We start from the raw sequence: 24,443 nt of genomic DNA, 5'->3' as shown, positions 1-24,443 counted from the left end.
GAATTAAATTCTAGAGGCTTTTTTTTGAAGCTCCCCCTCTAGGGCTTGAACCTAGGACCCCATGATTAACAGTCATGTGCTCTAACCAACTGAGCTAAGGAGGAGTTTGGCGTCCCTTTCGGAAAACGTGTTGCAAATGTAGAGGCATGATCCTTTTTTTCCAAACCCATTTTTGAAAAAATATTCATTTTTCGCTCGATTCGCCTTTTTCTGATTCTAAGTCAGGGACTTATTTTTTTGAAATTGTACCCTTGATCCGTCTTACTGATTTTTTGCGCTAAACTTTCGGGTCATGGTTTTGATATATCGGGTTTTTCGAAATCGAAGCGCTGACCAATCTTCATCAATCGCAATTTGCCGTACTGGCTCATAGTTCAAATTTCCCAACATCCCCCAACCATGGTCCCGATTAATGCTGGCCTTATACTTTTTTGAACTGCCCTTGGGATAGGCAAGCCAGATTAACTCGTCTTCAGGGCTCTGTTGGTGGATTTCTGGGAAAACACGTTCTACCTCTTCCTTGCAAGTCACAAAGGCGATCATAAACGTAGGGATCTCGCCTTCAACCGCTAGTAATCCGGCCTCTTGCCAGGATTGGATCAAAGGAGTGAGTTCCGTAGGAGCATTCCAAACTCGGATTTTCATATCCGGTTTGAAATTCAATTTCTTGAGTAAAGGATCCATAGTAAAAATGATTTTGGATTAAAATTAACAGAGCGATTGACATCTTCTAATCATTGGCATCAATCACTTTCCAGACTACCTTTACACGATGATACGTATTGGTTTAGTTTTATTCTTTTTGGGATTTGCCCCTTGGGCTATGGGTCAAAATCAGGCGAAATTGGATTCCTTGTTTTATCCAGGAAAAGCGGTGAAACAAATCAACAATTCAGAATTGGAGGAAGTTAGCGGAATCGCCTTTTCTGAGGTTCATCCCAATCTGATCTATGCACATGTCGATAGCGGGGGAGAGCCTGAAGTTTTTTTGCTGGATTCACTGGGAAATGAATTGGGACGAATTCGTCTTGAGCATGCCACAAATAGAGATTGGGAGGATATTGCAGTTGGACCAGGTCCAGATGGCAATTCTACCGTGTTTGTGGCAGAAATTGGAGATAATCTAGGCGTCCACGATCAAATCAGAATTTACCTTTTTCCTGAACCCAGTAAGATTGAAAAAAACGGGGTTGTCAACCCCCAAATTATCGAGTTGACCTATCCCGGCGGTCCTAGAGATGCAGAAATATTAATGTCTGATCCGATTTCAGGGAACCTCTACCTGGTTTCCAAAAGAGAAGAGAAAAACCGCCTATTCTGTGTGCCTAAATCGGCCTTTACTACAGGCACTGGGATTTTAGAACCCCTCTTTGAATTTGATTTTACAAGTTCAGTCGCAGGGGATATTTCGAGGGATGGGAGTCAGCTATTGATTAAAAATTATGGAATGGTGTACTATTGGACCCGGAATGCGGGAGAGTCTATAGAAGCCGCTTTTAGCCGAAAACCCGTTCGCCTGCCTTACGTCCCAGAGCCACAAGGGGAGGCCATCGCCTTTAATCCTTCGGGAACAGCCTATTTCACGATCAGTGAGAAGCGTTTTGGGATCAATCCCACCCTGAACAGGTATTCCAAAAAATGAAAAGATGCAGACGACCTTAACCATTTTAATGATTCGACCGGCTCGTTTTGGATTTAACTTCGAGACGGCTGGGAATAATTTTTATCAGCAAAATGACGAGCGTCCCGCCTCTGAGATTCAGGAATTAGCCATCCAGGAATTTGAAGGATTTGTATCCTTGCTCCGAGATCAAGGAGTGGAAGTTCTGGTGATTGACGATACTCCTTTACCTGCAAAAACCGATGCGGTCTTTCCAAACAACTGGTTTAGTACACATCCCGATGGGAAGCTGATTTTGTATCCCATGTTTTCGCCCAACCGCCGGTTGGAGCGTCGAAAAGAGATTGTAGAGAAATTGATTCGAAGGGATTTTCAAGTAAATGAGATAATTGATCTTACTTTTTTTGAGCAAAGCGGTCAATACTTAGAAGGGACTGGAAGTATGGTAATGGATCATGAGGCAAAAGTGATCTACGCATGTTTTTCAGAGCGAACACATCCAGTTCCCTTGGAATATGTAGCCAAGATTCTGAACTATCAGTTGCTTGGGTTTGAAGCGATGCAGGAATATCAGGGAAAATGGAGTCCGATTTATCATACCAATGTCATGATGCACGTTGGTTCTGATTTGGCGATTGTTTGTTTGGAAAGTATCGTGAAATCTTCCGATCGACAACGAGTCAAGGACTCCTTAAGTCAATCGGGGAAAAAAGTAATTCCAATCACAGCCAAGCAGAAGTTTAATTTTGCCGGAAATATGCTGGAAGTTGGTAATTCTGGAGGTGAAAAATTCACAGTCATGTCTCAAGCTGCTCTTGATTCGCTCAACGTGGGGCAAATTCAGCAAATCGAGAAATACACGACAATTATAAGCCCTTCGCTACCCACTATTGAAAAGCTTGGAGGAGGATCTGCCCGGTGTATGATGGCAGAACTATTTTTACCAAAAAGTCACTGAACGTGAGTTCAAAAAAAATCAGAGGAAAAGAAGTCTTTCCCTCTGATTCATGGATTACCTGATACGATCTTAGATTCCGGTGTAATTAAACGGACTGATTGCTTTCAGTTCTTTTTTCAATTCCTCTGAAATGGGAAGACCATCCACGAAAACGGAAATGGATTCTTGGGTAATTTTTGAATTGGTCCGCGTCAAGTCTCTAAGTGCCTCGTATGGTTTTGGAAATCCTTCCCGTCTCAAAATGGTCTGGATAGCCTCTGCGACTACTGCCCAGTTTTCTTCCAAATCGGCATCAATAGCCGCTTGATTAAGCTCCAGTTTGCCTAGGCCCTTTTGCAAGGATTCTAAGGAAATCAACATATGGCCAAGTGGAACTCCAATCACTCGAAGTACAGTACTGTCTGTAAGGTCTCGCTGAAGACGGGAAATAGGAAGCTTGGCAGAAAGGTGCTCCAATAGCGAATTGGCGATACCCAGGTTGCCTTCCGCATTTTCAAAGTCAATCGGATTGACCTTGTGCGGCATAGCGGATGATCCTACTTCTCCAGCTTTGATTTTTTGCTTGAAATAGTTCATGGCAACGTATTGCCAAACGTCCTTGGAGAGATCGAGCAAAATGGTGTTGATTCGCTTCAATCCATCAAATACTGCGGCAAGATTGTCGTAGTGTTCGATTTGGGTGGTGGGATAGGAGCGCTCCAATCCCAGGTAATTTTCGACAAAAGTGAAGGCAAATTCATTCCAGTCAAATTCTGGATAGGCCACTTGGTGGGCATTCATATTTCCGGTAGCCCCTCCAAATTTGGCTGAATAGGGGATTTGTTCCAGGAGTTCAAGTTGTTTTTTCAACCGAACTACGAATACATTGATTTCCTTCCCAAGTCGGGTAGGAGAAGCCGGTTGACCATGCGTTTTGGCCAGCATCGGGATTTCTTTCCACTGATTTGCAAGGTCTGCCAACTTTTCAATTACGATTTCCAATTGGGGTAAAATCGCTTCCTGAACCCCTCTTTTCAACATGAGCGGGGTGGCCGTATTGTTGATGTCTTGGGAAGTCAAGCCAAAATGGATAAACTCTTTGTATGCTTCCAAGCCAAGTCCATCGAATTTCTCTTTAAGAAAATATTCTACAGCCTTTACGTCATGGTTGGTGGTTCGCTCGGTATTCTTGATCCATTCGGCATCTGCAAGACTGAAATGCTTGACCAAGTCGCGAAGCGTTGGAAAATGACCGTGATCAAAATCCGCCAATTGAGGTAGGGGAAGCTGACAAAGTGCGATAAAGTATTCAACCTCGACGTGTACCCGATATTTGATCAGGGCAAATTCAGAGAAAAAGGCCCGAAGTGGGGCAGTTTTGCCGGCGTATCGTCCATCGATTGAGGAGACGGCGGTCAGCGCATTTAATTCCATGGGAGTTTATGTTTTGCCTGTTGGCTGGGTAGATGCAAAATTTTCAGTTGCCAAAGTTAAATTATTGACTCTAAAATCGGGTGAACAGGCGTGTTTTTCTGAGTCCCGAGCAAACTTCCTGAAGGACTTTGAGGTTTATTTGGGAAATATTACCCGGATTGAGCGATTTCTGCTCGATGCCCTTAATTTTGCACCCAAATTAAACGATTCCAATGTTCAATTTCTTTAAGAAAAAGAAAGAGGAGGTAAAGCCTTCTGCATTTTTACCGCTCAAAGTCAGAGAAGTTGTAAGAGAAACTCCGGATACAGTATCGATTTATTTCGAGCAGCCTGAGCCTTATTTGGACTACAAGCCCGGCCAATTTCTAACTGTGGTGATGGATGTAGAAGGAAAGGAACAACGAAGATCGTATTCCCTTTGTACTTCTCCTTTTGTCGATGCTTTTCCGGGAATTTCGGTTAAAAAAGTACCCAATGGCATTTTTTCCAACTTCTTGAATGAAAAGGTCTTTCCGGGTAAAACACTAAATGTGGTCAAGCCCATGGGGAATTTTACCACAGAGTTTCATTCTAAAAATCGTCGTCATTTTTTCCTAATTGCAGGAGGTAGTGGAATCACTCCGATTATGGGACTCTTGAAGTCAGTCTTGGTCAATGAGCCTCAATCACGGGTTACCTTAATTTATGCCAGCAGAAATGAAGAACAAATCATCTTCAAAAATCAATTGGAGCTCTTGGAAAAGGGTAATCCAGACCGATTGAAGACGATTCATGTCCTCAGCCAGCCTTCTGCTGAATGGACGGGATTGAGTGGGCGAATTTCCAAAGAGATGTTGCATGAACTTTTTGCACAAGCGGAATACGAGCCTCGATACGAGGAGGTGTATTTTATGTGCGGGCCGGATGGAATTATGGAAACAGCCCAACATGTTCTGGCGGAGCTTAATGTGGAAAAAGAAAGAATTCACCGGGAGAGCTTCTTTTCTGCAGCTGCCTATCAAGCTCATGAAGATGCCTTGAAAGGGATCAGTAATGGGATTTTGACTCGTGATGTAACGATCGAACTCGAAGGAGAAAGCCATGTCGTTACTGTACCTCCTGGAAAAACTGTTTTAGAGGCGGGTCTCGAGTCTGGCCTGAATATGCCGTATAGTTGTCAAAGTGGACTTTGTACCGCTTGTCGTGGGCGAGTGCTACAAGGACAGGTGAAAATGGATGAAGACGCAGGCTTGAGTGAGAAGGAACTCGCAGCGGGCTATGTCTTGTGTTGTGTTTCCCGTCCGCTTACTGATGATATCAAAATTACCATTGAATAATTGCTGCTTTGGAATCTGATCAACTAAAAAAAATCTATCGGGATGCCGATCGTCTTGGGATGATCGTTATGATCCTAGCGCTTCCTTTGTTTGGGATTATTTACCTCTACCATAGTTCGGGAAATCTTCCCAATAACCTTCCGCAATACGAAGGTTTTTTTGGAGGAGGATTGTTGGTGTTTTCGTTGACGATTTTGGCGGGACAGTATTGGATCTTCCATCAGAGACTCAAAAAAGCTAGACTTCAAGATCTGCTCTTGGAAAAGGTGACCATTTATGCGCAGGCGACTAAGCAGCGATTTTTGTTTTTATTGCTCGCCAGTGTTGCTAGTTCGGCAGGTTTATTTTACTCTGGAAATCCGGGTCATATCTTCAGTTTTGCCTTGTGTTTGGTGTTTTTTTCTTTGGCAAAACCCAGTGCAGATCGAATTTCCCGATTATTGAAGTTGAAAAAAGAAGACCGGGAGCTTGTTCGTGAAGCTGCCCGGCCGGATTGATTTTGGGATAATTGTTTGATTAATTCTGGATCGTAATATTTCCTGAGCTGATGGAACCACGGATGGTTGATGCTGCTCCGTTGGAAACTTCCAAGGTTTTACCTGTTGAGATCGAACCTACTTTCAAATTACCTGAAGAGGCTTTGAGTGAAAAGTTGTAGGCTTTCAAATTGCTCGGAGTTTGGATGGTGAAGTTTCCAGAAGTTCCTTCCAAAACGGTTTGATTTCCCAAACCAGAATTAGATGCTCGCACATTTCCTGAGGTGAATTTTAGCGTTCCCAGTTCAGAGACATTTGCCAGCTTGGCATTTCCCGAAGTGAAGGAAGCAGAAAGTTTTCCATTGACTCCTTCTGCGGTCAAAGATCCGCTAGTAGCCTGAAACTCTACGTTACCCTGAATGTCCATAATGTCTGCATTGCCTGAAGTTAAATCTGCGACCACATCCCCGGCGATGGCATTTAAATAGAGATTTCCAGATGTCGCTTTGACCATTAAGTCACCTTTGATATCTGATGCGGAAACTTTTCCTGAGCTCACTTTCAAGCTTGTCTGTGAACTGGATACTTTGCTGATTTCTAAAGTACCTGAGCTGTTTTTGAAGTCCAATTGCATCGCTTCTGGCCCGGTGATTTTGATGTATCCTTTGTTTCGGTTATTCCATGAATAGTTGCTTGCCTTTCGTTCCAGGCTGATTTTTAGGACATCCCCAACCGTCACAAAAATGATGTCTTGATCCGTGTCATTCGATGCCAAGTAAGCGGTTACTTCCACAGAAGAGGAATAGCCCCCCTCATAGCTCACATCAAGCCAGCCTCCATTTACTTCGATGGCTTTGATATTGGAGTAAGATTTTTGTGTGTCCACAAGGACATTTTGAGCCATTGCACTTCCTGCTGAAATCAGCATCAGGCAAAAGCCAAGGAAAAGAGAAATTGATTTTTTCATGATTTTTTGGATAATGATTATCTAAATGAAATTCCGAAACTGATCGCCTGAACCTCAGGTCCTTTGTCTTCAATAAAGAAGTTGTTTAAGTCATAGTTGACGTACAGGTTTACATCTCCAACACCTATTTCGGCTCGAAGTCCATAGCGGTAGTTTTGCGCATACATATTCACTTTTTCAAATTCCTTAAACGATTTACCATCGGCATCATCGTAAACCAGTTTTCCTCTTCCTCCCAGTCGTAGTCCTGCATAGGCTCCAAAACCAAGGCTTAATTTTTCATTGTTGCTTACAAGGGTTGGAACAAAAGTCAGGTTGGCATAGGAGGCGGATATCTTGGATTTGGTGCCGATTCCATCGGTAAATTCCTCCCAAGCAATTCCTTCTGGTGTTCTGATTGCAAGCAAATCCCGATCTTCTAATTTGTAATTGAACCAACTTACGCCAATCGAAGTATTGAGGTGGAAGTTTTTGCTTGCCTTGTATTGGCCCAAATATTTCAGTTCCACATTCCAAGATCCCCATGGTTTTACAGCCGGGGTCTGATCGGAGGGATTCCAAAGATTGATGCCCAAGTCTGTAACTATGTTGTCATCGTACTTTGAGGACTTTCGGATGATGGTAGTGTCATTCCAGTTTTGAGATTCAATTTCAGTTTCAAAAGTCTTTGATCTATCACTGAATTTTTGATACTGCCAAGATTCGCCCAAAAATCGATAGGTTTTGGATTTGATTACCTCGGGGCTGCTATCCTGAGCAAAACCGAAATAGGGAAAACTACACAAGAATGCCAGGATAATTAGGGTACTTCTTTTCATGGAGTGTGTTGGTTTAGTAGAAGAAAAGTGGGGAGTTTTAAGCTCCCCAAGTGATCTTAAAATATGATTCCAAATGAAATTGGAGTGACTGATGGTCCTTTTCCATCTTGGAAAAGTTCGTTTAGGTCATAGGAAGTATAGAATCGAACATGGCCAATTCCCAATTCACCTCGGATACCATAGCGTAAGTTTTGTAGGTACAATCCGGTTGGTTCTTTGTCTTTTCTTCGTCCGGAACCGCCGATTTCTTCATAGATAAATTTGGATCTTCCTCCCAAACGATAGCCGATATAAGGTCCTGCTGCAAGTTGAAGCCCCTTTTTGCCATCGCCGTCCATTTTGCCGAAATCCAGCTTAAGCAAAGTCATGGCAGTCAAATAGGAAGCTGAGATTTTGCTTTTAAATCCATCCACATCGGTTCGTTGGATAAAATCGATCGCATCTTCACCTCTTACAGCCTGGAAGTCACGATTTTCGAATTTGAAGTTGTACCATTGAAATCCAAGTCCGAAATCCCAGTAAAACCCATTGGAGATTTTCTGTGAAGCCATCCAATTCAATCCTACATTCCAGCTTCCCCATCCTTTCACCGCGTAAGGCAAATCAGAGGTAGGGAATCCTCCCTCTTGAATCAAGTTATTGATCCCGAGATCAAGGTTGAAGTAGGTGTGAAAAGGCTTATCGGATTTATTTTTACCCGAGCCTGTTTCCACTTTTACTTTGGTATTTTCGCCTGATTCATCGACGTAAACACGCATTCTGCCCAGTTGAACTTCGGTTTCGTTCATATCTTCCCGGACTTTGACAATCTCTTTGACAGAGCCATCATTTTTGCGGATTTCGACAATGGTCAATTCTCCGGTTTCTTTGTTTTCTTTTAAGTCGAGTTCACTGATGATCTGATTGATGTTCATCAGTTTTAGCTTTTCGAAGTCCTCCTTGGAGTCTACGATGATGACAACTTTGCCAGCTTTGCCAAATTCGACGACCACACTATCCTTTTGGATGGAAGAATTCGAGAGCTCAGCTAATCTGTCGGCTGGATTTGCAAAGGCCACTTGGACCAATGCTAAAAACGAAATCAAAAGCAGGTACTTTTTCATGATTTTGAGAATTTAAAGGAGGGTAGTTGGTTTAGTTTATTTATTCGTCTGCTTCTCGCTTGGCGGTTAGGCTAGCAAAAAGGCTATTTTTCTTGTCTTGAAGTTCAATTAGGCCATCATCCACTTTGCCTAGCAATCCTTCCACTTTTCCGACTGTTTTTCCCATTTCGGTGATCAGATTTTTGGAAGGTTCCTCGCCTTTTTTGAGGCCATCTGAGAATACTTTGATTCGATAGCCTGAATACTCCTCTTTTGCTTCAGCGACAGTATTTTGAGGCTCTAAAGTTTTGGGCTGAGGAAGTTCGATTACTGGGATTTCGATAGCGACTTGAGGTTCCAAAATACCAGTGTTTGGAATTTCGACCCTAGTCTCTGCCACAGCGATCATTTCTGAGGATTTGTTTAGCGTTTCAGGCTGTTTAACTGATTTTGAGGGAGCTTTTGAGCCGGCTTTTTCTGAGTTGGATGGAAGGTTGGAAGGTGGGGTGGTTAAAGATTCTTGAGGAAGAATTTGAGCAGTTGATTCCTGTGCCGGGTTAGATGCTGTGGATTCTGAAATTGTTGACGGAGTTGAAACAAGTTCTTCTACTCCCTCTGCCAGAAATCCTCCTTCTGGAGTATTTTCGTTCTGATTGAATAAGAATGCTGCAGCTAGAAGCACGGTAATAGAGGCAGCAACTGCCCACCAAATTCCAATTTTGCGTTCTGAATTCTGTTGGGGTAGCTGATTTTCGAGTCGATCCCAAGCTAAGCTGCTGGGCTTTTCGGTATGATTCTCGAGCTTTTCTTTAAAAAGCTGGTCGAATTGTTCATTTGTCTTAGCCATGGTTTGTCTTGGTTTGAGGTTGAAGACTGGCAATTTTTTCTTTGAGTGCAGTCCTCGCCCGGTTGAGTTGGGATTTGGACGTGCTTTCGGTGATTCCGAGCATTTCGGCTATTTCTTGGTGCGCATACCCTTCGATGGCATAGAGGTTAAATACAGTTCTATATCCAACCGGAAGGCTTTTGACCAGATCCATTAATTCCGCTGCTTCGAGGTGAGTCAACTCGTAATTTTGACCCTGATAGTCAGATTCAAATTCGAGGTTGACTTCCATCATCAGATGACGGCTACTTCTTAGCTTCATCAAAGCCTGAGTGACTACGATTCGTTTCATCCATCCTTCAAAACTCCCCTTGGATTCGAATTGAGGGAGTTTTTCAAAGATTTTCATAAAACTTTCGATCATCACATCCTCGGCATGTTCGCGATCTTTTAGGTATCGCATACAGATGGCTAGAAATTTTCCTGAATATCGCTCATACAAGTGCCTTTGCGCAGCACGATCGCCTTTCAGGCAACCTTTGATGAGTCCGCTTTCAGTTGAAAAATCTAATCTGTTAAACATTCCAGTTGGCTTTCAAAAGGGTAGATGCAAGGCCCTGAAAAAGGGTTGCTTTGAGATTTGAAAAAAAGTTAAAAAAAATTTCAAGGATTCTATCTCCTTGGTTTTCAGGATGATTTTTAAAGCGAGAAAATAAAGAAAAGCAAGGCCACTCCTAGTATCAAAATCATCATCTGGGATTTTTCCTTGTATTCTTGAGCCACTTTTCGTTTTCTCAATACAATGATGGAAAGTCCAAGTCCCATAAACTGCAACAAGAAGCTCACGCCATTCAAAGGGCCCATCGGCGCTTGTACCAAGTGCCAAGTGGTATTCAGAATAGAGAGCGCACCAAGGATGATGCCTGTAAGCCCAAACAGAAAGGAGCGTTGCAAGAGCACAGGTTCGGGAAGTTCAGACCATTTCATAGGGTAAATTCGGGTGGATTTATTGTTTTTTTAATTTTTGGGAAAGGTAAATCAAATCATCGGAGAATTACTTGATGTTCGATTTCCGTTGCGCAAAGTATTCTGAAATTTCGGCACCGCTGAGTGCGTTTAGGGTCATTTCTCGAGTAAGTCCACCTTTTCGTCCCACCAAAACGCCATATTTCATGTCTTGATATCCGTCCATTTCATGGGCGTCAGGATTGATGGAAAGTCTGACTCCTTTTTCCATCGCATAAGCTACCCATCGCCAATCCAAATCCAAACGCCAAGGATTCGCATTGATTTCGATCACAACTTGATTTGCAGCACAGGCATCAATGATGGCTTGATGGTCAATGGGATAGCCTTCTCTTCGAAGTAAAAGCCTTCCAGTGGGGTGGCCCAAAATGGTGGTATAGGGATTTTCAATCGCCTTAATCAATCGATCTGTAGCTCGTTTTTTATCCATATTTAAAATGGAGTGGACCGAGGAAACAATAAAATCAAAGCTTGCCAATACTTCCTTGGGATAGTCTAGGCTTCCATCTCCTAAAATATCTGACTCGATACCTTTGAATATTTTGAAAGGGGCTAGCTCCAGATTGAGTTGATCAATTTCCTGATGCTGCTTCATGACCTGTTCAATATCCAAACCACCGGCATAGCTTGCGGTTCGACTATGGTCAGATATTCCAAGATATTCATACCCGAGATTTTTGCAGTGTTCAGCCATTTGTTTCAGGCTGTGCTTTCCGTCACTATAGGTAGAATGATTGTGCAAAATTCCTTTCAAGTCCCTCTCTTCTAATAGGACAGGGATGCTATTCGAAGCTGCTAGGCCAACTTCTCCCATTCCTTCTCGCATTTCTGCTGGAATAAATTGGAGGTTGTTGATGCTGAAAAATTCTTCTTCGGAGCTGTAGTTTTTCTTTTGGATTTTTTCGGAAATGGACTCGTGGTCTTCCGTAGTCGAAATCAAATGATAGGTAGATGCGGTCAGACTTAGCTTTTTAGAAACAAAGTCTTCTATGGAGCAGAAATGGAAAATCACCCGAAGATCCTGATCGAGGAGCTTTCCTCTCCAGGTATAAGGCCCTGAGATTTTCCAATCCCATTCGATATTTTCATTCGTACTCAAATGATCCTTGACGGCAGATAGGTGTTCACCGGCAAGGAGGAGTTCTGCTACTGAAATGATTTCCATTTTCCTGGCAAACTCTCCTACCAAGGCTATTAATGCTGAAGGCAAAAGTTGGTGGATTTGGTTTTTGAGTCCTTCGATTGTGTCCTCAATATCTGCATAGAGCCACTTGCCCGCATTGGAGGCTTTGAATTCTAAATTTTGGATGATGGTTTCCTGAGTTTTTTCTCCAAATCCTTTGATTTGGGCGACTTTCCCAGACTGACATGCTTCCATCAATTCGTGAGTGGAGGTGATCCCCAGCTCCTCCCAAAGGGTTTTTACTTTTTTGGGACCAAGACCTTTGATTTGAAGTATTTCCAAAACTCCAGCGGGTGTTTTGGCCAACAAATCCTCTAATCCCTGAAATGTTTCGGTGTTTCGGAGTTGGATGATGGCTTCTTGGATACTTTTTCCGACCCCGTTTATTTTTCCCAACTCCTCCTCACTCAGGTCCATCAAATCTTGATCTCCTCGTTCTAGGGAATTTAAGGCAGATTGGTAGCTTCTGATTTTGAAGGAGTTTTCCTCATGAAGTTCCATCAGCTGAATACTCAGCTTGAGTTTTTTGAGAATGGTCTTGTGATCCAAAACAGTTAGGTGTTTAGTCCGTAAAGACAAATGTCTTTAAATATTGTTTCAATTTAAAGGATGATCGGGTAACTTGAAGGAAGTGAACCTTTAAAATTCCCCTAGGAATCCAATTCGATTTTCAATAAACAACTATCAACCAAAAATTCAATACTGAAGCAATGAACTACTGGATGGTGAAAACAGAACCAACTTCCTATTCTTGGGAAGACTTAGTCCAAAAGGGAGAGGAAGTCTGGGATGGTGTAAGAAACTATCAAGCGAAAAATTTTTTAAAGGAAATGAAGCAGGGAGAAAAAGTCCTAGTCTATCATAGTGGTAAGGATAAAGCGGTAGTTGGAATAGCAAAAGTGATCGAAGAAGCTTTTCCTGATCCTAAAGACCCAGAATGGGTAGCTGTTCGCATCCAAGCCGAGCAAGCTTTAACTCGGCCAGTGACTTTGACACAGATTAAGAATGAAGATCTCCTCTCTGAAATGTTGATGCTCAAGCAGAGTCGGCTTTCGGTCATGTCAGTGACTGCTACTGAATTTGAAACTTTGATCAAACTGTCCAAATGAGATTTTTAATTGTACTGATCCTTGCTTTTGGATTTTTTATTTCTGCTCATGCGCAAGTGAAATTCCTCGATCGATATGAGGTAGTTGGTCAACCATTTGATCCTCCGTTCGAAATCATGCGAACCGAATCGGGCTTGGTTTCCTTTAGAGCCTATGTCAATCGGAACCTTTCATCGGTCAAAGTGCTCCAATATTTCATCACCAATGAAAATCTGGAATCTGCTGGCATGATCGAAGTTAATATTCGTAATGGCTATGAGATTTTGGGGTATGATACCGACGGAGATGAGCTTTTTGTCTTGTTGACAAGGGGGTATCATACGGGCGCGGACAAGTACATTCTTCAGGTCAACCTGACTACCAATATGGCTTATGAGTATCGTGCAGAAAATCTCCTGCCGCTTGAGCTCATCGAGTTTTTAGTTCAGGATCGCAAAGCAATTTTCATGGGAAAAGCGGAAGGCAGACCAGCTTTGCAGCTTTATGATTTGGATACAAAACGGATCCAAACTGTTCAGGGGATTTATGGGAATGATACAGAAGTTCTCCAGATTAGAAAAGTGCCCGTGATGGAGTCACTGGAAGTAGTCATTAGTAGAAAAGGAAAGTACAAGAATAGGGAAACTTCCATATTTACCTTTGACATGGAAGGGAATGTAGTCCGAGAAGTCAAGATAGATCAATTTGGAAAACCTGGTCAGGAGATTTTGGAAGGAATCCTTCTTGCCAATGAATCCTACCAGCAAGTAATGATTGGCTCCTATGGGATTGATGGAAAAAATTCCTACCAAGGCATGTACGTAATGAATATCAATGACTTTGGGGAATACGAGTTTTTGGTGTATTCCTTGGAAGATTTTCCGAATTTCTACAATTACTTGGATGAAAAACGAAAGGCAAAACAAGACGCGTATGTAGTCAAGGAAGTCGAGAAAGGTAAGGTTCCGTCGATTCGGAATACTTATACCATTCGGGATGTTCGAGAGTCAAAGGATGATTTTCTCGTGTATTTTGATCAAGTAAATGTGATCAGTTCAAGAGGAGGCCGGTCTGGGATGTATGCTCCATTTGGACCTTATCGGTATGATCGATTCAGTAGAATGGGTTATTCTCCGATTTTCATGGATCCACAAATTTCTGCGCTTCCACCCGCTTCCATGACTCAGTCCTATTCTGTCGTGACGGAATATCAATACATTTCTGGTCATTTCGTTAAAATCGGAAAGGAAGGAAATGTGATTTGGGACAACTCCTTTTCTTACGATAATTTGACGACAACATACCCAGATGCATTTGGAGAGGTAGCGGTAGTTGGAGATGATTTGTACCATCTTTACCTGGAGGAAGATAAAATAAAAGCTAGCCTGTTTCGAAATGGGGAGCGATTGGCCGAAAACCTTTCCTTTGACTTAGAGATTCCAACGGAGAATAATCGGATACGAACTACCGAGAAAGAAAGTCTCCGTCTTGTTCATTGGTATGATCGCTATTATTTGCTTTCTGGAAAGCAAACCGTCCGGTATTTGAATTCTGACAATCGGGAAGCAACAAAGGATGTTTTTTTTATGGCCAAAATCCTCGTGGATGCGGATTTGTATCAGCCTGAGGAAATCCAAGACTAGTTTTTATTCCTATATTTACGCGCAAATCTACTCCATGCAAAAGCGGCTTGTACTCGATCAGCAGCAGATCACCATCACCCTAAAGCGGTTCTGCTATCAACTCATCGAAAATCACGACGATTTCGAAAACACTGTCATCCTTGGTTTACAGCCGAGAGGTACTATCCTCCTCGATAAAATTGTGACTTTGCTGGAGGAAATCTCCGGCATCCGAGTGCCTTCAGGGTATTTGGACGCAACGTTTCATCGAGATGATTTTCGTAGAAGAGACTTTCCACTCAAAGCCAATGAAACCAAAATCGACTTTTTGGTGGAGGGGAAAAAGGTGATTCTGATTGATGATGTACTCTATAAAGGAAGGTCAGTAAGAGCTGCGATGGATGCAATGATTGCATTTGGCCGACCTCGAAAAGTGGAGCTAATGGTCCTAGTGGATCGTAGATTAACCCGAGATTTCCCGATCATGCCAGACTACTGTGGAGCTAAGGTCAATACGCTTGATAGCCAATATGTGGTTGTGGAATGGACCGATCAAGGTCATCAAGAAGACGCCGTTTGGATCACTGAAAAACCTACCAATTGATTATGTCGCAACTCAGTACAAAGCACCTACTTGGAATAAAGGAAATCAATGAATCTGATATTCAATTGATCCTTCAAACTGCGGCAAATTTCAAAGAAGTAATCAATCGTCCCATCAAAAAAGTACCATCACTTCGTGATGTGACTATTGCCAATGTCTTCTTTGAAAACTCGACACGTACCCGGCTTTCATTCGAACTTGCTGAGAAAAGATTAAGCGCCGATGTGATCAATTTTTCCTCCTCCAACTCATCGGTAAAAAAGGGGGAAACCCTTGTTGATACAGTCAATAATATTCTTGCGATGAAAGTAGATATGGTGGTTATGCGCCATGCGAGCCCCGGAGCTCCTCACTTTTTGTCAAGAAATGTAAAAGCAAATATTGTCAATGCAGGGGACGGAACGCACGAACATCCTACTCAAGCACTTTTGGACGCGTTCTCGATGCAGGAAAAACTGGGTGATCTTGCGGGAAAGAAAATTGCAATCATTGGAGATATCCTTCATAGCCGAGTAGCTCTGTCCAATATTTTCTGTTTACAAAAATTAGGAGCGGAAGTAATGGTTTGCGGCCCAGTGACCCTTCTTCCAAAATACATTTCCAGCTTAGGCGTGAAAGTGGAATTGGATGTAAAAAAGGCGTTGGAGTGGTGCGATGTGGCTAATGTGCTTCGAATCCAACTTGAAAGACAACAAATCAAATATTTCCCAAGCTTGCGTGAGTATTCCCTTTATTATGGAATCACGAAAAAGATGTTGGATTCATTAAATAAAGAAATTGTGCTGATGCACCCCGGGCCGATCAATCGAGGTGTGGAATTGAGCTCTGATGCAGCAGATTCTGATCATTCGATCATCTTGGATCAGGTGGAAAATGGAGTGGCAGTTCGTATGGCTGTGCTCTATCTATTAGCTGGTTCTAAAGCCTAAGTATTTATTAAAAGAATAAAAAAAAGGTGAAGTTGAAACTTCACCTTTTTTTATGGTCATTCCTTTGAGAATAGTTTATTTCCTCCACTTTCCTCCACCTACATAAAACCCAAGCGTGAAGGCGAAGTACTTGTTGTTTGAAAGTCCGATTACATTTCCTTGAGCATCTTGGAGATCGGTATCAGGAATGATATTGTATTCTGCTGCCATTCTGAATTTTGCTAATTCGATGCCTGCTCTTACTAAACCACCCCAAGCATTGCTAGGAGTTAGATCATCGTAATTCACATTGGTCTGGTTGGCATTGACTTCTACATTTGCCATGGTATAATAGCCCACACCTCCTCCAATAAATGGAGCTACTGAAGAATTCCCTTTGTTGAAATAGTAATCGAACGTACCAGCAAAAGAGACTGTGCCTGATGCTTCTCCTTCCACTTCGTCAAACACATTGTTGATCGTTACATTTTTTGCCAAAGCTGCGGTACCCATTCGAAGTCCGATATTCAAATTATCGGTAAGATTTACTTTTGGTTCTAAATTAAAAACTGCCCCGATTCCATTCCCTCCTTGAGGTGCAGCGATTCCTAAATCCATTCCAAATCTAAATTTGCCTCCTTGCTGGGCATAAGCACCTTGGATGCAAACAAAAGCGAAAACAATCAAGAGGATTTTCTTCATGGTGTTAGCGATTAAATGTTGTTTTGTTAAGGTTAAAATACAGTCATTTTAAAGATCAAAAATTAATCCATTTCTGAATGTCGGCTGTGTGTATTGAGTTGTTAGTTGCCAATCGCGAGTTGCTAGTGTTCAACGACCTCAAGGATTGTATGGATTTCTGTGAAAAGATCGCCTGAATCAAAACTTCAATTGGAAAGGTGAGTTTCTAATCTGTAATTTTCTGCTTTGAACCTATCCAAATCTTCGAACAACTTGTTTTTGCAGATTTCCGTCTTTTCATTCCTTAGATTTATTTCAAAAAATGCTCACGGTTTCCAACTTGGTTAAACAATACGGCAAGCAAAAGGCCGTCAATGATGTTAGTTTTCATCTGGATGGAGGGGAAGTGGTCGGACTTCTAGGTCCAAATGGTGCAGGAAAAAGCACCACCATGAAATGCATTGTAGGTCTACTTCGAAAAACCGCCGGTGAAATTACAATCGGAGGGCATGATCACCTCAGTGTAGAAGCAAAGCGATTTTTCAGCTACATCCCCGAGACGCCCTATGTGTATGATTTACTGACTGTTTGGGAGCATATGCAGTTTATTGCGCAGGCCTATGGAGTGAAGGATTGGAAAGGCCGTGCCAATGAATTGCTGGAGCTTTATGAGTTGGATGACAAGCAAAAGAAATTAGGAAGGGATTTGTCTAAAGGGATGAGGCAAAAAGTCTCCATTTGTTGTGCGTTACTTCCTGATCCACAGCTTTTATTTTTTGATGAACCTATGATTGGATTGGATCCTAAAGCCATCAAAAATACCAAAGAGGTCTTTCGAAATTTGAAACAGGCAGGAAAGACTATTTTGGTTTCTACGCACTTGATTGATAGCGTGGAGGCAATCGCTGATCGAGTGATGATTATGAAAGATGGCCGAATAATCGGAAATGACAGCATTGATAACCTTCGCGCCCAGGCAGCTCAGGGAGGGGAAGGATTAAGTCTTGAGGATTTGTTTTTAGAATTGACCAAAGATGAATGAATTAAAGCTTCTTCTGAAAAAGGATCTGCTCATCTTCAAGAATAATATTTTATTGATCCTTAGAAATCCACTTCGGCTGATTCCTTATGGAATGGTTCTAGCTTATTTTGGATTTATGTACTCCAGAAGGTTTTCTGGAAGTCCTTCAGGAAATCAGGAGCTAGATCTCGACTCGGTGGGTTCAGTGGATTATGCGCTTCAGAATGTAGTTGGTGGCGCTACCCTGTTGGCTCTGGCATTCTTTATATTTCAGCTCTATCGAGCCACCAAAAAGAATGTGACTTTTTTTAAAATGGCAGATGTCAATCTTCTGTTTACAGCGCCCGTTAAGCCCGAAAATCTCCTGATTTATTATATGGGAAGGTCTATCTTACCTGCTTTGGGAGGTTCTATTTTCTTTCTGATGTACAGTGGAGGGCAATTTGCCAAGGATTTTGATATTTCATTGGGGGGTGGGGTATTTCTGGTTTTGGGATTCGCCTTTTACATTTTCATGATTTTTCCGCTTCGGTTTTTGATCTACACCCTCCATACCCACTTTGGAATTATGAATTACATCCAAGGGACAATTTTGACACTAGGCGCGGTACTGACAGGGATGATTTTGATTCCTGGGTTTCAGGGAGAGAAATTTTGGCAAGGGATGTTTTCATGGATTGCATCTCCTTGGTTTGACTTATTTCCTGTAGTAGGTTGGGCTCGAGGGATGATGAGTTACTCAATTCAGGGTAATTTGATTTTAGCCTTGGGATATTTGACGCTTTTTATATTGAGCTACTATTCCGTAGTGAAATTAGTGATTAGGTATTCGGGGTATTATTATGAAGATGTTCTTGAATCTACCAAGTCGAATGAAGAAAAGCTGGAAAAAGCGCTTGGGAAACGAGAAGTTACTGAAGATACTTACAGTTTAAATGCCAAGAAGCAACTTGCCTTGCCAGAGTTCGGAGTCGGAGCGAAGGCGTTCTATTGGAGAAATTACGTGCATAGTAGCCGCCAAGATTTCCACCCATTGGTTGGGATTTATTCCTTGGGAATGGCGTTACTCGGTATTTTGTTCTCAGGTCTTTCGCATCTGGATTGGTTTTCTCACAAGGTGCTTTATTTCTACTTCACCTTTCTGATGTTTTTTTGGTTTATGGCAGGTATTGGCAGAGCCAACTTAGGAGATTTCAAAAAACCTTGGTTTTTTCTGGTTCCTGCGAGCTGGTCAGCCAAATTTTGGAATTTGATCAAACTGGATTTGCTGCAAACGTTCCTTTTTTCCTTTCTTTTGATCATTCCTTCGGTATTAATTGCTCAGTTGAGTCTTTGGTTGATTTTGTTATTTCCGCTTGGGATGAATGTGTTTTACCTGATTGGATTAGCTGTCAATTTAATTCCTCAGATTGGGCTGGACGAAGGCTGGGATCGGATCCTGATTAAGCCCTTGATGATTGGAGGGATTTTCCTGTTTGGATTGATACCTGCAATAGTTCTTGCACTTTTCCTTTTCTTGGTCACAGATCAGTTTGCATGGGGATTTGCAGGCCTAATCTTAGGGGTGAGTTTTGTGGCAGGAATATTAATTCATGTGACTTTGGACATTCTTAAACGATTGGAGTTTAAAGAACTATAAATCGAAAATTGGGGAATTGTTGGCCTTTTTAAGGGGCTATTCTAAATCAAATTCAAGGCTTTAAAGCAATTACTTTCCAGCTATTGCAGGAAAATTCCTCTATTTTTGAGCAATCCAACTATAACTAGAGCTATGATTTACAACTCCATCATTGATACCATCGGTAATACCCCGATGGTCCGCTTGAATCGACTTGCCAAGGGAATTAAAGGCGAGGTATTGGTAAAAGTGGAATACTTTAATCCCGGAAATTCCATGAAAGATCGAATGGCGATCAAGATGGTAGAAGACGCCGAGAAAGCTGGGATTTTAAAACCTGGAGGAACAATCATCGAAGGTACTTCCGGAAATACAGGAATGGGTTTGGCCCTAGCGGCTGTAGCAAAGGGCTACAAGTGCATTTTTACCATGGCGGATAAGCAGTCTAAAGAGAAAATAGATATCCTCAGGGCAGTAGGTGCAGAGGTGGTTGTATGTCCCACCAATGTAACTCCCGATGATCCCAGATCCTATTATTCAGTTGCGAGGAAATTGAATCGGGACATCCCAAATTCGTTCTACCCCAACCAATACGACAACCTTTCCAATGCAGCCGCTCATTATGAGACAACCGGTCCGGAAATTTGGAAGGATACAGAAGGAAGAATAACGCATTATGCCGCAGGAGTTGGTACGGGAGGTTCGATGTGCGGTACCGCAAAATATCTTAAGGAGCAAAATCCTGGTATTGTTACAGTAGGGATTGATACCTATGGCTCAGTTTTTAAAAAATACAAGGAGACTGGGATATTCGATGAGAAAGAAGTTTATCCCTACTTGACTGAAGGGATCGGAGAGGATATTCTGCCCAAAAATGTGGATTTCAGTTTGATCAATCACTTTATTAAAGTGACTGATAAAGATGCCGCAGTGATGACCAGGCGATTGGCTCGTGAAGAAGGGTTGTTTGTGGGGTGGTCATGTGGATCCGCGGTTCATGGAGCATTGGAATATGCCAAAGAACATCTGAAAGAGGGGGATGTGATGGTGATTATATTACCTGATCATGGAACAAGGTATTTGGGCAAAGTCTATAATGACGAATGGATGCGAAATCATGGCTTTTTGGAGGATAAAAATTTCTCCACTGCCAGAGATATTATCGCTCAGCGGTCTGGGACTTACCACCTTCTTTCTGTGAAAAAGACTGATTCGGTCAAAGAAGCTATCACTGTCATGAATACGAAAAGTATTTCTCAGATTCCGGTACTGGATGGAGAAGAAGTGGTCGGGAGCTTGACGGATAATAAATTGCTTTCCAAAATTATAGACAACCCTCAATTAAAAGACGCTACAGTCGGAGAGGTGATGGAACCATCGATGAAATTTGTAGCCTTGGATTCTACCTTGGACGTGTTGTCTTCGATGGTTGAAAAAGAAAAGGCAGTACTCGTAAGAGATGCTTTGGATAAAATTCATATCATCACCAAACATGATATCTTGGAGGCCTTTACCAATTAAATCGAATGAATTCTAATCAGTATAACCGTCTGTTGCAGGTCGATTGGGACTTGAATATTCAGGCGGTATTTATCAAAGCCTGGGACTTGTTTAAGTCTCAGGCTTTGCTGTTTGTCTCTTTTAGCCTTTTGATTTTCAGTGTGGCAATGCTGTTTGTGTATTATTTACAGCCCTATACCATCTTGTTTTCCGTTTTTTTGGCCCCTCCGTTATATGCAGGCTTTTATCTGGTTGCTAATAAAATCCGACGTGGTGAGGAAGTCATCTATCCTGATTTTTTTAGCGGCTTTCAATATGGATTATTAGCCATTGGAATTTCCTTATTTTCTCAATTAGTAATTGGAATTGGGCTGGTATTCTTGATTCTTCCGGGTATTTATTTCTTGGTAGCCTATTTATTAGCGGTGCCAATGGGGATTTTTGCAGGAACAAATCTTTGGACTTCCTTGGAGTTAAGTCGGGTGATTGTTACCCGGTTTTGGTGGAAGTTCTTCGTTTTGTTGATTCTTTTAATCGTCTACAATGGCTTGGGAGCCCTACTTCTTGGAGTAGGAATTTTGATCACATTCCCGATGACATTTTTGGTGATCTATGTTGTTTTTGAAGAATTGACCATGGAAGTTTTAGCTGGTCCAGATCCCTCCATCATTCATGAGCAAGAATCATAGCCTCAAGTCTGTTTTTGCATCTAGCTGTAAATTCTGTTATAGCAGACTCTGAAGCTTGAGGAGGATTGATGGGTTCTGAAAAATAGATTCTAACCTTTCCAGGGCTTAGAAGAATTGACCCTCGTTTCATAATTTGATCAGCTCCAAGGACGGCCATTGGCAAAATAGGAATACGCGTTTCAATAGATAGACGGAATGCACCTTTTTGAAAAGGTAAAAGCGTTTCATCGGTATCATTTCTTGTGCCTTCAGGAGCCACTACCACGGAAGTTCCATTCTCCAGAATTTTAATCAGTTTTTCCAAACTTGAACGTCGGGATTCCACTGAACTTCGATCTACCCAAACGGCAAATTTTCCAACAACCCATCCAAAAAAGGGGATTTTTGAAAGTTCCTTTTTTCCCAAAGCCCGAAGTTCCTGAGGAATTGCAATGGGAATAACTGGGGCATCAATAAAAGAGCGATGATTGAAAACGAAGATATAGGGGCTTTTTGAGTTGATGAATTCTTTACCATAAATCTCGAATCGGATACCTGAAAGAAAGGCCCAGAGCCCAGCCCACCATCGAATAAAAATGAAGGAAACTTGATCTCCACGTTTATAGATTAGAATTGGCAGAACGATCGGGAATCCAAAAATCAGCATCAAACCGACGAAGATAAGTGCGGAATAAAGCGTGTAGATCCATTGGAAGAACTTGATCATTGGAATAATTCGGTTAAATTTGGGTGTGAATTTAATCCTTTAACTCTTTGCTTGCAGGTCCCGCGGTTGCGGGACTTTTTTTATTCCACCTCTGCTGAGAATTTGGATGCTTTTTTGGGACATGCTGCTGAAAATTTCTTCTGAAACTTTGATACCTAGCAAAATTAGAAATTCATCGGCAATTGTTTTTTTTAAAAAACCAAGCATGAATATCAGAAGGACTTTTTTAGTGGCAATTTTTAGAATCAAAGTCCCGAAATAAAAGAAAATCAATACCTTTGCAGTCCGTTCGGGTGAGCGGGGTGTTTTGGGAGTCCAAACCACTGATTTCTAACCAAAAACCTCTTTCTGATGACTCTAGGAAAAGAGGAACTTCGAGTCAATCAATTTTATGTCTAGTTCAAAAGAATTTAACTGGGAAAACTTCGACACCAAAGGTTTCGGAGAAGGTTACTCCAAAGAGCAAAGAGCTCAAATGGAAGCTATGTACGCCGGCACCTTGAATGAAATCACTGAAAAAGAAGTGATTAAAGGTGTTGTAGTAGGTGTTAACGACAAGGATGTTATCATCAACATCGGCTTCAAGTCTGACGGACTTGTTCCACTTTCTGAATTCCGTGATTTGGAAGGTATCAAGCCAGGTGATGAAGTAGAAGTCTTTATCGAAGAGCAAGAAAATGCCTTGGGTCAATTGATCCTTTCCCGCAAGAAAGCCAAAATCGTTCGTGCATGGCATGACATCGAGAGCGCACTTGAAAATGATAGCGTAATCGAAGGTTTGGTAAAAAGAAGAACCAAAGGTGGTTTGATCGTAGATATCTACGGTGTAGAAGCATTCTTGCCAGGTTCTCAAATCGATGTGAAGCCTATCCGTGATTTTGATATCTATGTAGGTAAGAAGATGGAAGTGAAAGTGGTTAAAATCAACCACGCAAATGACAACGTTGTTGTTTCTCACAAAGTCCTCATCGAGAAAGATCTCGAAAAACAAAAAGCAGAAATCCTAAACAACCTCGAAAAAGGTCAGGTGTTGGAAGGTGTGATCAAGAACATGACCAACTTCGGTGTATTCATCGATTTGGGTGGTGTAGATGGTCTACTTCACATTACCGATATTTCTTGGGGTCGTATCAATCATCCAGAGGAAGTATTGCAGCTTGATCAGAAAGTTCAAGTGGTTGTACTTGACTTCGATGATGATAAGAAGAGAATTTCTTTGGGTATGAAGCAATTGACTTCTCATCCGTGGGATTCTTTAGCTGCTAACCTTGAGGTTGGTTCTAGAGTACAAGGCAAGATCGTAAACGTAGCTGATTACGGAGCGTTCTTGGAATTGGCTCCAGGTGTTGAAGGTTTGATCCACGTTTCTGAAATGAGCTGGTCTCAGCACTTGAGAAACCCAGCAGACTTCGTAAAAGTAGGAGACGAAATCGAAGCTGTAGTATTGACTTTGGACAAGGATGACAGAAAAATGTCTTTGGGTATCAAGCAATTGACCGAAGATCCTTGGACTAAGGGTGATATGGCTACCAAGTATGCTGTAGGTACTAAGCACAAAGGAATCGTTAGAAACTTGACTAATTTCGGTTTGTTCCTGGAATTGGAAGAAGGTATCGACGGTCTAGTACACGTATCTGACCTTTCTTGGACTAAGAAAATCAAGCATCCTTCTGAATTCGTGAAGGTAGGAGACGAGCTAGAAGTAGCCGTTCTTGAACTTGACGTAGAAAACAGAAGATTGGCTCTTGGTCATAAGCAATTGGAAGAGAATCCTTGGGATACATTCGAAACAGTATTCCCAGTTGGATCTGTTCATAAGTGTACTGTAAACTCCAAGAATGATAAAGGTGCTGTTCTAGAGCTTCCATACGGATTAGAAGGATTCGCAACTTCTAAAAACTTGGAAAAAGAAGACGGTTCTCAAGTTGAAGTTGGAGAGTCTTTAGACTTCAAAGTGACTGAATTCTCTAAGGATGACAAGCGTATCGTTCTTTCTCATACCGCTACTTTCAAGGAAGAAGCTAAGGCTCCTAAAAAAGTAGCTGGTAAGAAAAAAGAAGATTCTGTAGAAATGCCTGCTCAAGCTGAGAAATCAACCCTAGGTGATATCGATGCTTTGGCTGAATTGAAAGAAAAAATGGAAGGCAAGAAGTAATTCTTGAATTCATTACCCATAGAACGCCGGCTGAAAAGTCGGCGTTTTTTTTTGCCTGTAGCAAAATAGTCACTTGATCCGTACTGATTTAAACCTGAATTAGAAGCTATGTCCAGATTCCTTTTGTTTTTCGCCTGTCTGTTTTTAGTTGTAGATGCTATTGCC

Annotated in this window: 24 protein-coding genes and 1 tRNA gene; 13 read left to right on the top strand and 12 right to left on the bottom strand. The window is 41.9% G+C overall.

The window, feature by feature from the left end; translation table 11 throughout:
- Positions 1 to 30: 30 nt before the first annotated feature.
- Positions 31 to 104: transfer RNA gene (locus tag AO498_RS15440), tRNA-Asn, on the bottom strand.
- Between the two features lie 157 nt (positions 105 to 261).
- Complete coding sequence (locus AO498_RS15435; protein ID WP_067549669.1) at positions 262 to 684, bottom strand: hypothetical protein; 423 nt, start codon at positions 682 to 684, stop codon at positions 262 to 264.
- 88 nt (positions 685 to 772) lie between these two features.
- On the opposite strand from AO498_RS15435, the gene AO498_RS15430 reads away from it, so the two are divergent.
- Together AO498_RS15430 and ctlX are read left to right on the top strand one after the other, a co-directional pair.
- The gene (locus tag AO498_RS15430; protein ID WP_067549667.1) at positions 773 to 1,642 is read left to right on the top strand and encodes a hypothetical protein; all 870 of its coding nucleotides are present in this window, start codon (positions 773 to 775) and stop codon (positions 1,640 to 1,642) included.
- 4 nt (positions 1,643 to 1,646) lie between these two features.
- On the top strand, positions 1,647 to 2,579 hold the full coding sequence (gene ctlX / locus AO498_RS15425) for a citrulline utilization hydrolase CtlX (protein WP_067549665.1): 933 nt from the start codon (positions 1,647 to 1,649) through the stop codon (positions 2,577 to 2,579).
- Positions 2,580 to 2,648: 69 nt separating this feature from the next.
- Here the strand turns inward: ctlX and purB are convergent, their stop codons facing one another.
- The gene (gene purB / locus AO498_RS15420; protein WP_067549663.1) at positions 2,649 to 3,992 is read right to left on the bottom strand and encodes an adenylosuccinate lyase; all 1,344 of its coding nucleotides are present in this window, start codon (positions 3,990 to 3,992) and stop codon (positions 2,649 to 2,651) included.
- Positions 3,993 to 4,204: 212 nt separating this feature from the next.
- Here purB and AO498_RS15410 point away from each other — a divergent pair, with 212 nt between their 5' ends.
- Together AO498_RS15410 and AO498_RS15405 are read left to right on the top strand one after the other, a co-directional pair.
- Positions 4,205 to 5,308, top strand: a complete 1,104-nt coding sequence (locus AO498_RS15410) for a ferredoxin--NADP reductase (protein ID WP_067549658.1) — start codon at positions 4,205 to 4,207, stop codon at positions 5,306 to 5,308.
- Between the two features lie 8 nt (positions 5,309 to 5,316).
- Positions 5,317 to 5,805, top strand: coding sequence for a hypothetical protein (locus tag AO498_RS15405; protein ID WP_067549656.1), 489 nt, complete (start codon positions 5,317 to 5,319; stop codon positions 5,803 to 5,805).
- A gap of 19 nt (positions 5,806 to 5,824) precedes the next feature.
- Here the strand turns inward: AO498_RS15405 and AO498_RS15400 are convergent, their stop codons facing one another.
- From AO498_RS15400 to AO498_RS15370, 7 genes are all read right to left on the bottom strand, one after another.
- Positions 5,825 to 6,751 carry a DUF4097 family beta strand repeat-containing protein gene (locus AO498_RS15400; protein WP_067549654.1) on the bottom strand — a complete coding sequence of 309 codons (927 nt, stop codon included), beginning with the start codon at positions 6,749 to 6,751 and terminating at the stop codon, positions 5,825 to 5,827.
- A gap of 17 nt (positions 6,752 to 6,768) precedes the next feature.
- Positions 6,769 to 7,569 carry a hypothetical protein gene (locus tag AO498_RS15395; RefSeq protein WP_067549653.1) on the bottom strand — a complete coding sequence of 267 codons (801 nt, stop codon included), beginning with the start codon at positions 7,567 to 7,569 and terminating at the stop codon, positions 6,769 to 6,771.
- Positions 7,570 to 7,625: 56 nt separating this feature from the next.
- Positions 7,626 to 8,672: a hypothetical protein gene (locus AO498_RS15390; RefSeq protein ID WP_067549651.1), complete on the bottom strand. Its 1,047-nt coding sequence runs from the start codon at positions 8,670 to 8,672 to the stop codon at positions 7,626 to 7,628.
- 40 nt (positions 8,673 to 8,712) lie between these two features.
- Positions 8,713 to 9,498 carry a hypothetical protein gene (locus tag AO498_RS15385; RefSeq protein ID WP_067549649.1) on the bottom strand — a complete coding sequence of 262 codons (786 nt, stop codon included), beginning with the start codon at positions 9,496 to 9,498 and terminating at the stop codon, positions 8,713 to 8,715.
- Complete coding sequence (locus tag AO498_RS15380; protein ID WP_067549647.1) at positions 9,491 to 10,060, bottom strand: RNA polymerase sigma factor; 570 nt, start codon at positions 10,058 to 10,060, stop codon at positions 9,491 to 9,493. The genes AO498_RS15385 and AO498_RS15380 overlap by 8 nt, the downstream gene beginning before the upstream one ends.
- A gap of 116 nt (positions 10,061 to 10,176) precedes the next feature.
- Positions 10,177 to 10,464, bottom strand: a complete 288-nt coding sequence (locus AO498_RS15375; RefSeq protein WP_067549645.1) for a hypothetical protein — start codon at positions 10,462 to 10,464, stop codon at positions 10,177 to 10,179.
- Between the two features lie 67 nt (positions 10,465 to 10,531).
- Positions 10,532 to 12,235, bottom strand: a complete 1,704-nt coding sequence (locus AO498_RS15370; RefSeq protein ID WP_067549643.1) for a DNA polymerase/3'-5' exonuclease PolX — start codon at positions 12,233 to 12,235, stop codon at positions 10,532 to 10,534.
- A 161-nt stretch (positions 12,236 to 12,396) separates the two neighbouring features.
- Between AO498_RS15370 and AO498_RS15365 the strand changes: the two genes are divergently transcribed.
- The 4 genes from AO498_RS15365 to AO498_RS15350 are packed head-to-tail and all read left to right on the top strand — an operon-like array spanning position 12,397 to position 15,929.
- Positions 12,397 to 12,795 carry an EVE domain-containing protein gene (locus tag AO498_RS15365; RefSeq protein WP_067549641.1) on the top strand — a complete coding sequence of 133 codons (399 nt, stop codon included), beginning with the start codon at positions 12,397 to 12,399 and terminating at the stop codon, positions 12,793 to 12,795.
- Positions 12,792 to 14,417 (top strand): hypothetical protein, encoded by a 1,626-nt coding sequence (locus AO498_RS15360; protein ID WP_067549639.1) that lies wholly within the window; start codon positions 12,792 to 12,794, stop codon positions 14,415 to 14,417. Before AO498_RS15365 ends, AO498_RS15360 begins: the two co-directional genes overlap by 4 nt.
- A 34-nt stretch (positions 14,418 to 14,451) precedes the next feature.
- Positions 14,452 to 15,000 (top strand): bifunctional pyr operon transcriptional regulator/uracil phosphoribosyltransferase PyrR, encoded by a 549-nt coding sequence (pyrR, locus tag AO498_RS15355; RefSeq protein ID WP_067549637.1) that lies wholly within the window; start codon positions 14,452 to 14,454, stop codon positions 14,998 to 15,000.
- Between the two features lie 2 nt (positions 15,001 to 15,002).
- Positions 15,003 to 15,929, top strand: coding sequence for an aspartate carbamoyltransferase catalytic subunit (locus tag AO498_RS15350; protein WP_067549634.1), 927 nt, complete (start codon positions 15,003 to 15,005; stop codon positions 15,927 to 15,929).
- A gap of 75 nt (positions 15,930 to 16,004) precedes the next feature.
- Here the strand turns inward: AO498_RS15350 and AO498_RS15345 are convergent, their stop codons facing one another.
- Positions 16,005 to 16,610, bottom strand: a complete 606-nt coding sequence (locus tag AO498_RS15345) for a porin family protein (RefSeq protein WP_067549632.1) — start codon at positions 16,608 to 16,610, stop codon at positions 16,005 to 16,007.
- A gap of 301 nt (positions 16,611 to 16,911) precedes the next feature.
- Here AO498_RS15345 and AO498_RS15340 point away from each other — a divergent pair, with 301 nt between their 5' ends.
- The 4 genes from AO498_RS15340 (at position 16,912) to AO498_RS15325 (ending at position 21,417) form a co-directional block, all read left to right on the top strand.
- Complete coding sequence (locus AO498_RS15340; protein ID WP_067549630.1) at positions 16,912 to 17,631, top strand: ABC transporter ATP-binding protein; 720 nt, start codon at positions 16,912 to 16,914, stop codon at positions 17,629 to 17,631.
- The gene (locus tag AO498_RS15335) at positions 17,624 to 19,249 is read left to right on the top strand and encodes a putative ABC exporter domain-containing protein (protein ID WP_067549628.1); all 1,626 of its coding nucleotides are present in this window, start codon (positions 17,624 to 17,626) and stop codon (positions 19,247 to 19,249) included. The genes AO498_RS15340 and AO498_RS15335 overlap by 8 nt, the downstream gene beginning before the upstream one ends.
- Positions 19,250 to 19,381: 132 nt before the next feature.
- Positions 19,382 to 20,749 carry a cystathionine beta-synthase gene (locus AO498_RS15330; protein ID WP_067549626.1) on the top strand — a complete coding sequence of 456 codons (1,368 nt, stop codon included), beginning with the start codon at positions 19,382 to 19,384 and terminating at the stop codon, positions 20,747 to 20,749.
- A gap of 5 nt (positions 20,750 to 20,754) precedes the next feature.
- Positions 20,755 to 21,417: a hypothetical protein gene (locus AO498_RS15325; protein WP_067549624.1), complete on the top strand. Its 663-nt coding sequence runs from the start codon at positions 20,755 to 20,757 to the stop codon at positions 21,415 to 21,417.
- On the opposite strand, the gene AO498_RS15320 is transcribed toward AO498_RS15325, so the two are convergent.
- Positions 21,395 to 22,123 (bottom strand): lysophospholipid acyltransferase family protein, encoded by a 729-nt coding sequence (locus AO498_RS15320; protein ID WP_335339807.1) that lies wholly within the window; start codon positions 22,121 to 22,123, stop codon positions 21,395 to 21,397. The genes AO498_RS15325 and AO498_RS15320 overlap by 23 nt on opposite strands.
- 391 nt (positions 22,124 to 22,514) lie before the next feature.
- Between AO498_RS15320 and rpsA the strand changes: the two genes are divergently transcribed.
- Positions 22,515 to 24,278, top strand: a complete 1,764-nt coding sequence (rpsA, locus tag AO498_RS15310; protein WP_067549620.1) for a 30S ribosomal protein S1 — start codon at positions 22,515 to 22,517, stop codon at positions 24,276 to 24,278.
- The last annotated feature ends 165 nt before the right edge of the window (positions 24,279 to 24,443 follow it).

Source organism: Algoriphagus sanaruensis, from assembly GCF_001593605.1.
Lineage (GTDB): Bacteria > Bacteroidota > Bacteroidia > Cytophagales > Cyclobacteriaceae > Algoriphagus > Algoriphagus sanaruensis.
Note: the sequence above shows the minus strand (reverse complement) of the source record. Positions and strands in the feature narration are given on the sequence as shown.

Bases quoted from the DNA above. Each gene is read 5' to 3' on its own strand.
- AO498_RS15360 (WP_067549639.1), top strand. From the start codon at position 12,792: ATGAGATTTTTAATTGTACTGATCCTTGCTTTTGGATTTTTTATTTCT.
- AO498_RS15380 (WP_067549647.1), bottom strand. From the start codon at position 10,060: ATGTTTAACAGATTAGATTTTTCAACTGAAAGCGGACTCATCAAAGGT.
- AO498_RS15330 (WP_067549626.1), top strand. From the start codon at position 19,382: ATGATTTACAACTCCATCATTGATACCATCGGTAATACCCCGATGGTC.
- AO498_RS15335 (WP_067549628.1), top strand. From the start codon at position 17,624: ATGAATGAATTAAAGCTTCTTCTGAAAAAGGATCTGCTCATCTTCAAG.
- pyrR (WP_067549637.1), top strand. From the start codon at position 14,452: ATGCAAAAGCGGCTTGTACTCGATCAGCAGCAGATCACCATCACCCTA.
- AO498_RS15390 (WP_067549651.1), bottom strand. From the start codon at position 8,672: ATGAAAAAGTACCTGCTTTTGATTTCGTTTTTAGCATTGGTCCAAGTG.
- AO498_RS15410 (WP_067549658.1), top strand. From the start codon at position 4,205: ATGTTCAATTTCTTTAAGAAAAAGAAAGAGGAGGTAAAGCCTTCTGCA.
- AO498_RS15365 (WP_067549641.1), top strand. From the start codon at position 12,397: ATGAACTACTGGATGGTGAAAACAGAACCAACTTCCTATTCTTGGGAA.
- AO498_RS15430 (WP_067549667.1), top strand. From the start codon at position 773: ATGATACGTATTGGTTTAGTTTTATTCTTTTTGGGATTTGCCCCTTGG.
- AO498_RS15375 (WP_067549645.1), bottom strand. From the start codon at position 10,464: ATGAAATGGTCTGAACTTCCCGAACCTGTGCTCTTGCAACGCTCCTTT.
- AO498_RS15340 (WP_067549630.1), top strand. From the start codon at position 16,912: ATGCTCACGGTTTCCAACTTGGTTAAACAATACGGCAAGCAAAAGGCC.
- rpsA (WP_067549620.1), top strand. From the start codon at position 22,515: ATGTCTAGTTCAAAAGAATTTAACTGGGAAAACTTCGACACCAAAGGT.
- AO498_RS15435 (WP_067549669.1), bottom strand. From the start codon at position 684: ATGGATCCTTTACTCAAGAAATTGAATTTCAAACCGGATATGAAAATC.
- AO498_RS15325 (WP_067549624.1), top strand. From the start codon at position 20,755: ATGAATTCTAATCAGTATAACCGTCTGTTGCAGGTCGATTGGGACTTG.
- ctlX (WP_067549665.1), top strand. From the start codon at position 1,647: ATGCAGACGACCTTAACCATTTTAATGATTCGACCGGCTCGTTTTGGA.
- AO498_RS15345 (WP_067549632.1), bottom strand. From the start codon at position 16,610: ATGAAGAAAATCCTCTTGATTGTTTTCGCTTTTGTTTGCATCCAAGGT.
- AO498_RS15395 (WP_067549653.1), bottom strand. From the start codon at position 7,569: ATGAAAAGAAGTACCCTAATTATCCTGGCATTCTTGTGTAGTTTTCCC.
- AO498_RS15385 (WP_067549649.1), bottom strand. From the start codon at position 9,498: ATGGCTAAGACAAATGAACAATTCGACCAGCTTTTTAAAGAAAAGCTC.
- AO498_RS15350 (WP_067549634.1), top strand. From the start codon at position 15,003: ATGTCGCAACTCAGTACAAAGCACCTACTTGGAATAAAGGAAATCAAT.
- AO498_RS15320 (WP_335339807.1), bottom strand. From the start codon at position 22,123: ATGATCAAGTTCTTCCAATGGATCTACACGCTTTATTCCGCACTTATC.
- purB (WP_067549663.1), bottom strand. From the start codon at position 3,992: ATGGAATTAAATGCGCTGACCGCCGTCTCCTCAATCGATGGACGATAC.
- AO498_RS15400 (WP_067549654.1), bottom strand. From the start codon at position 6,751: ATGAAAAAATCAATTTCTCTTTTCCTTGGCTTTTGCCTGATGCTGATT.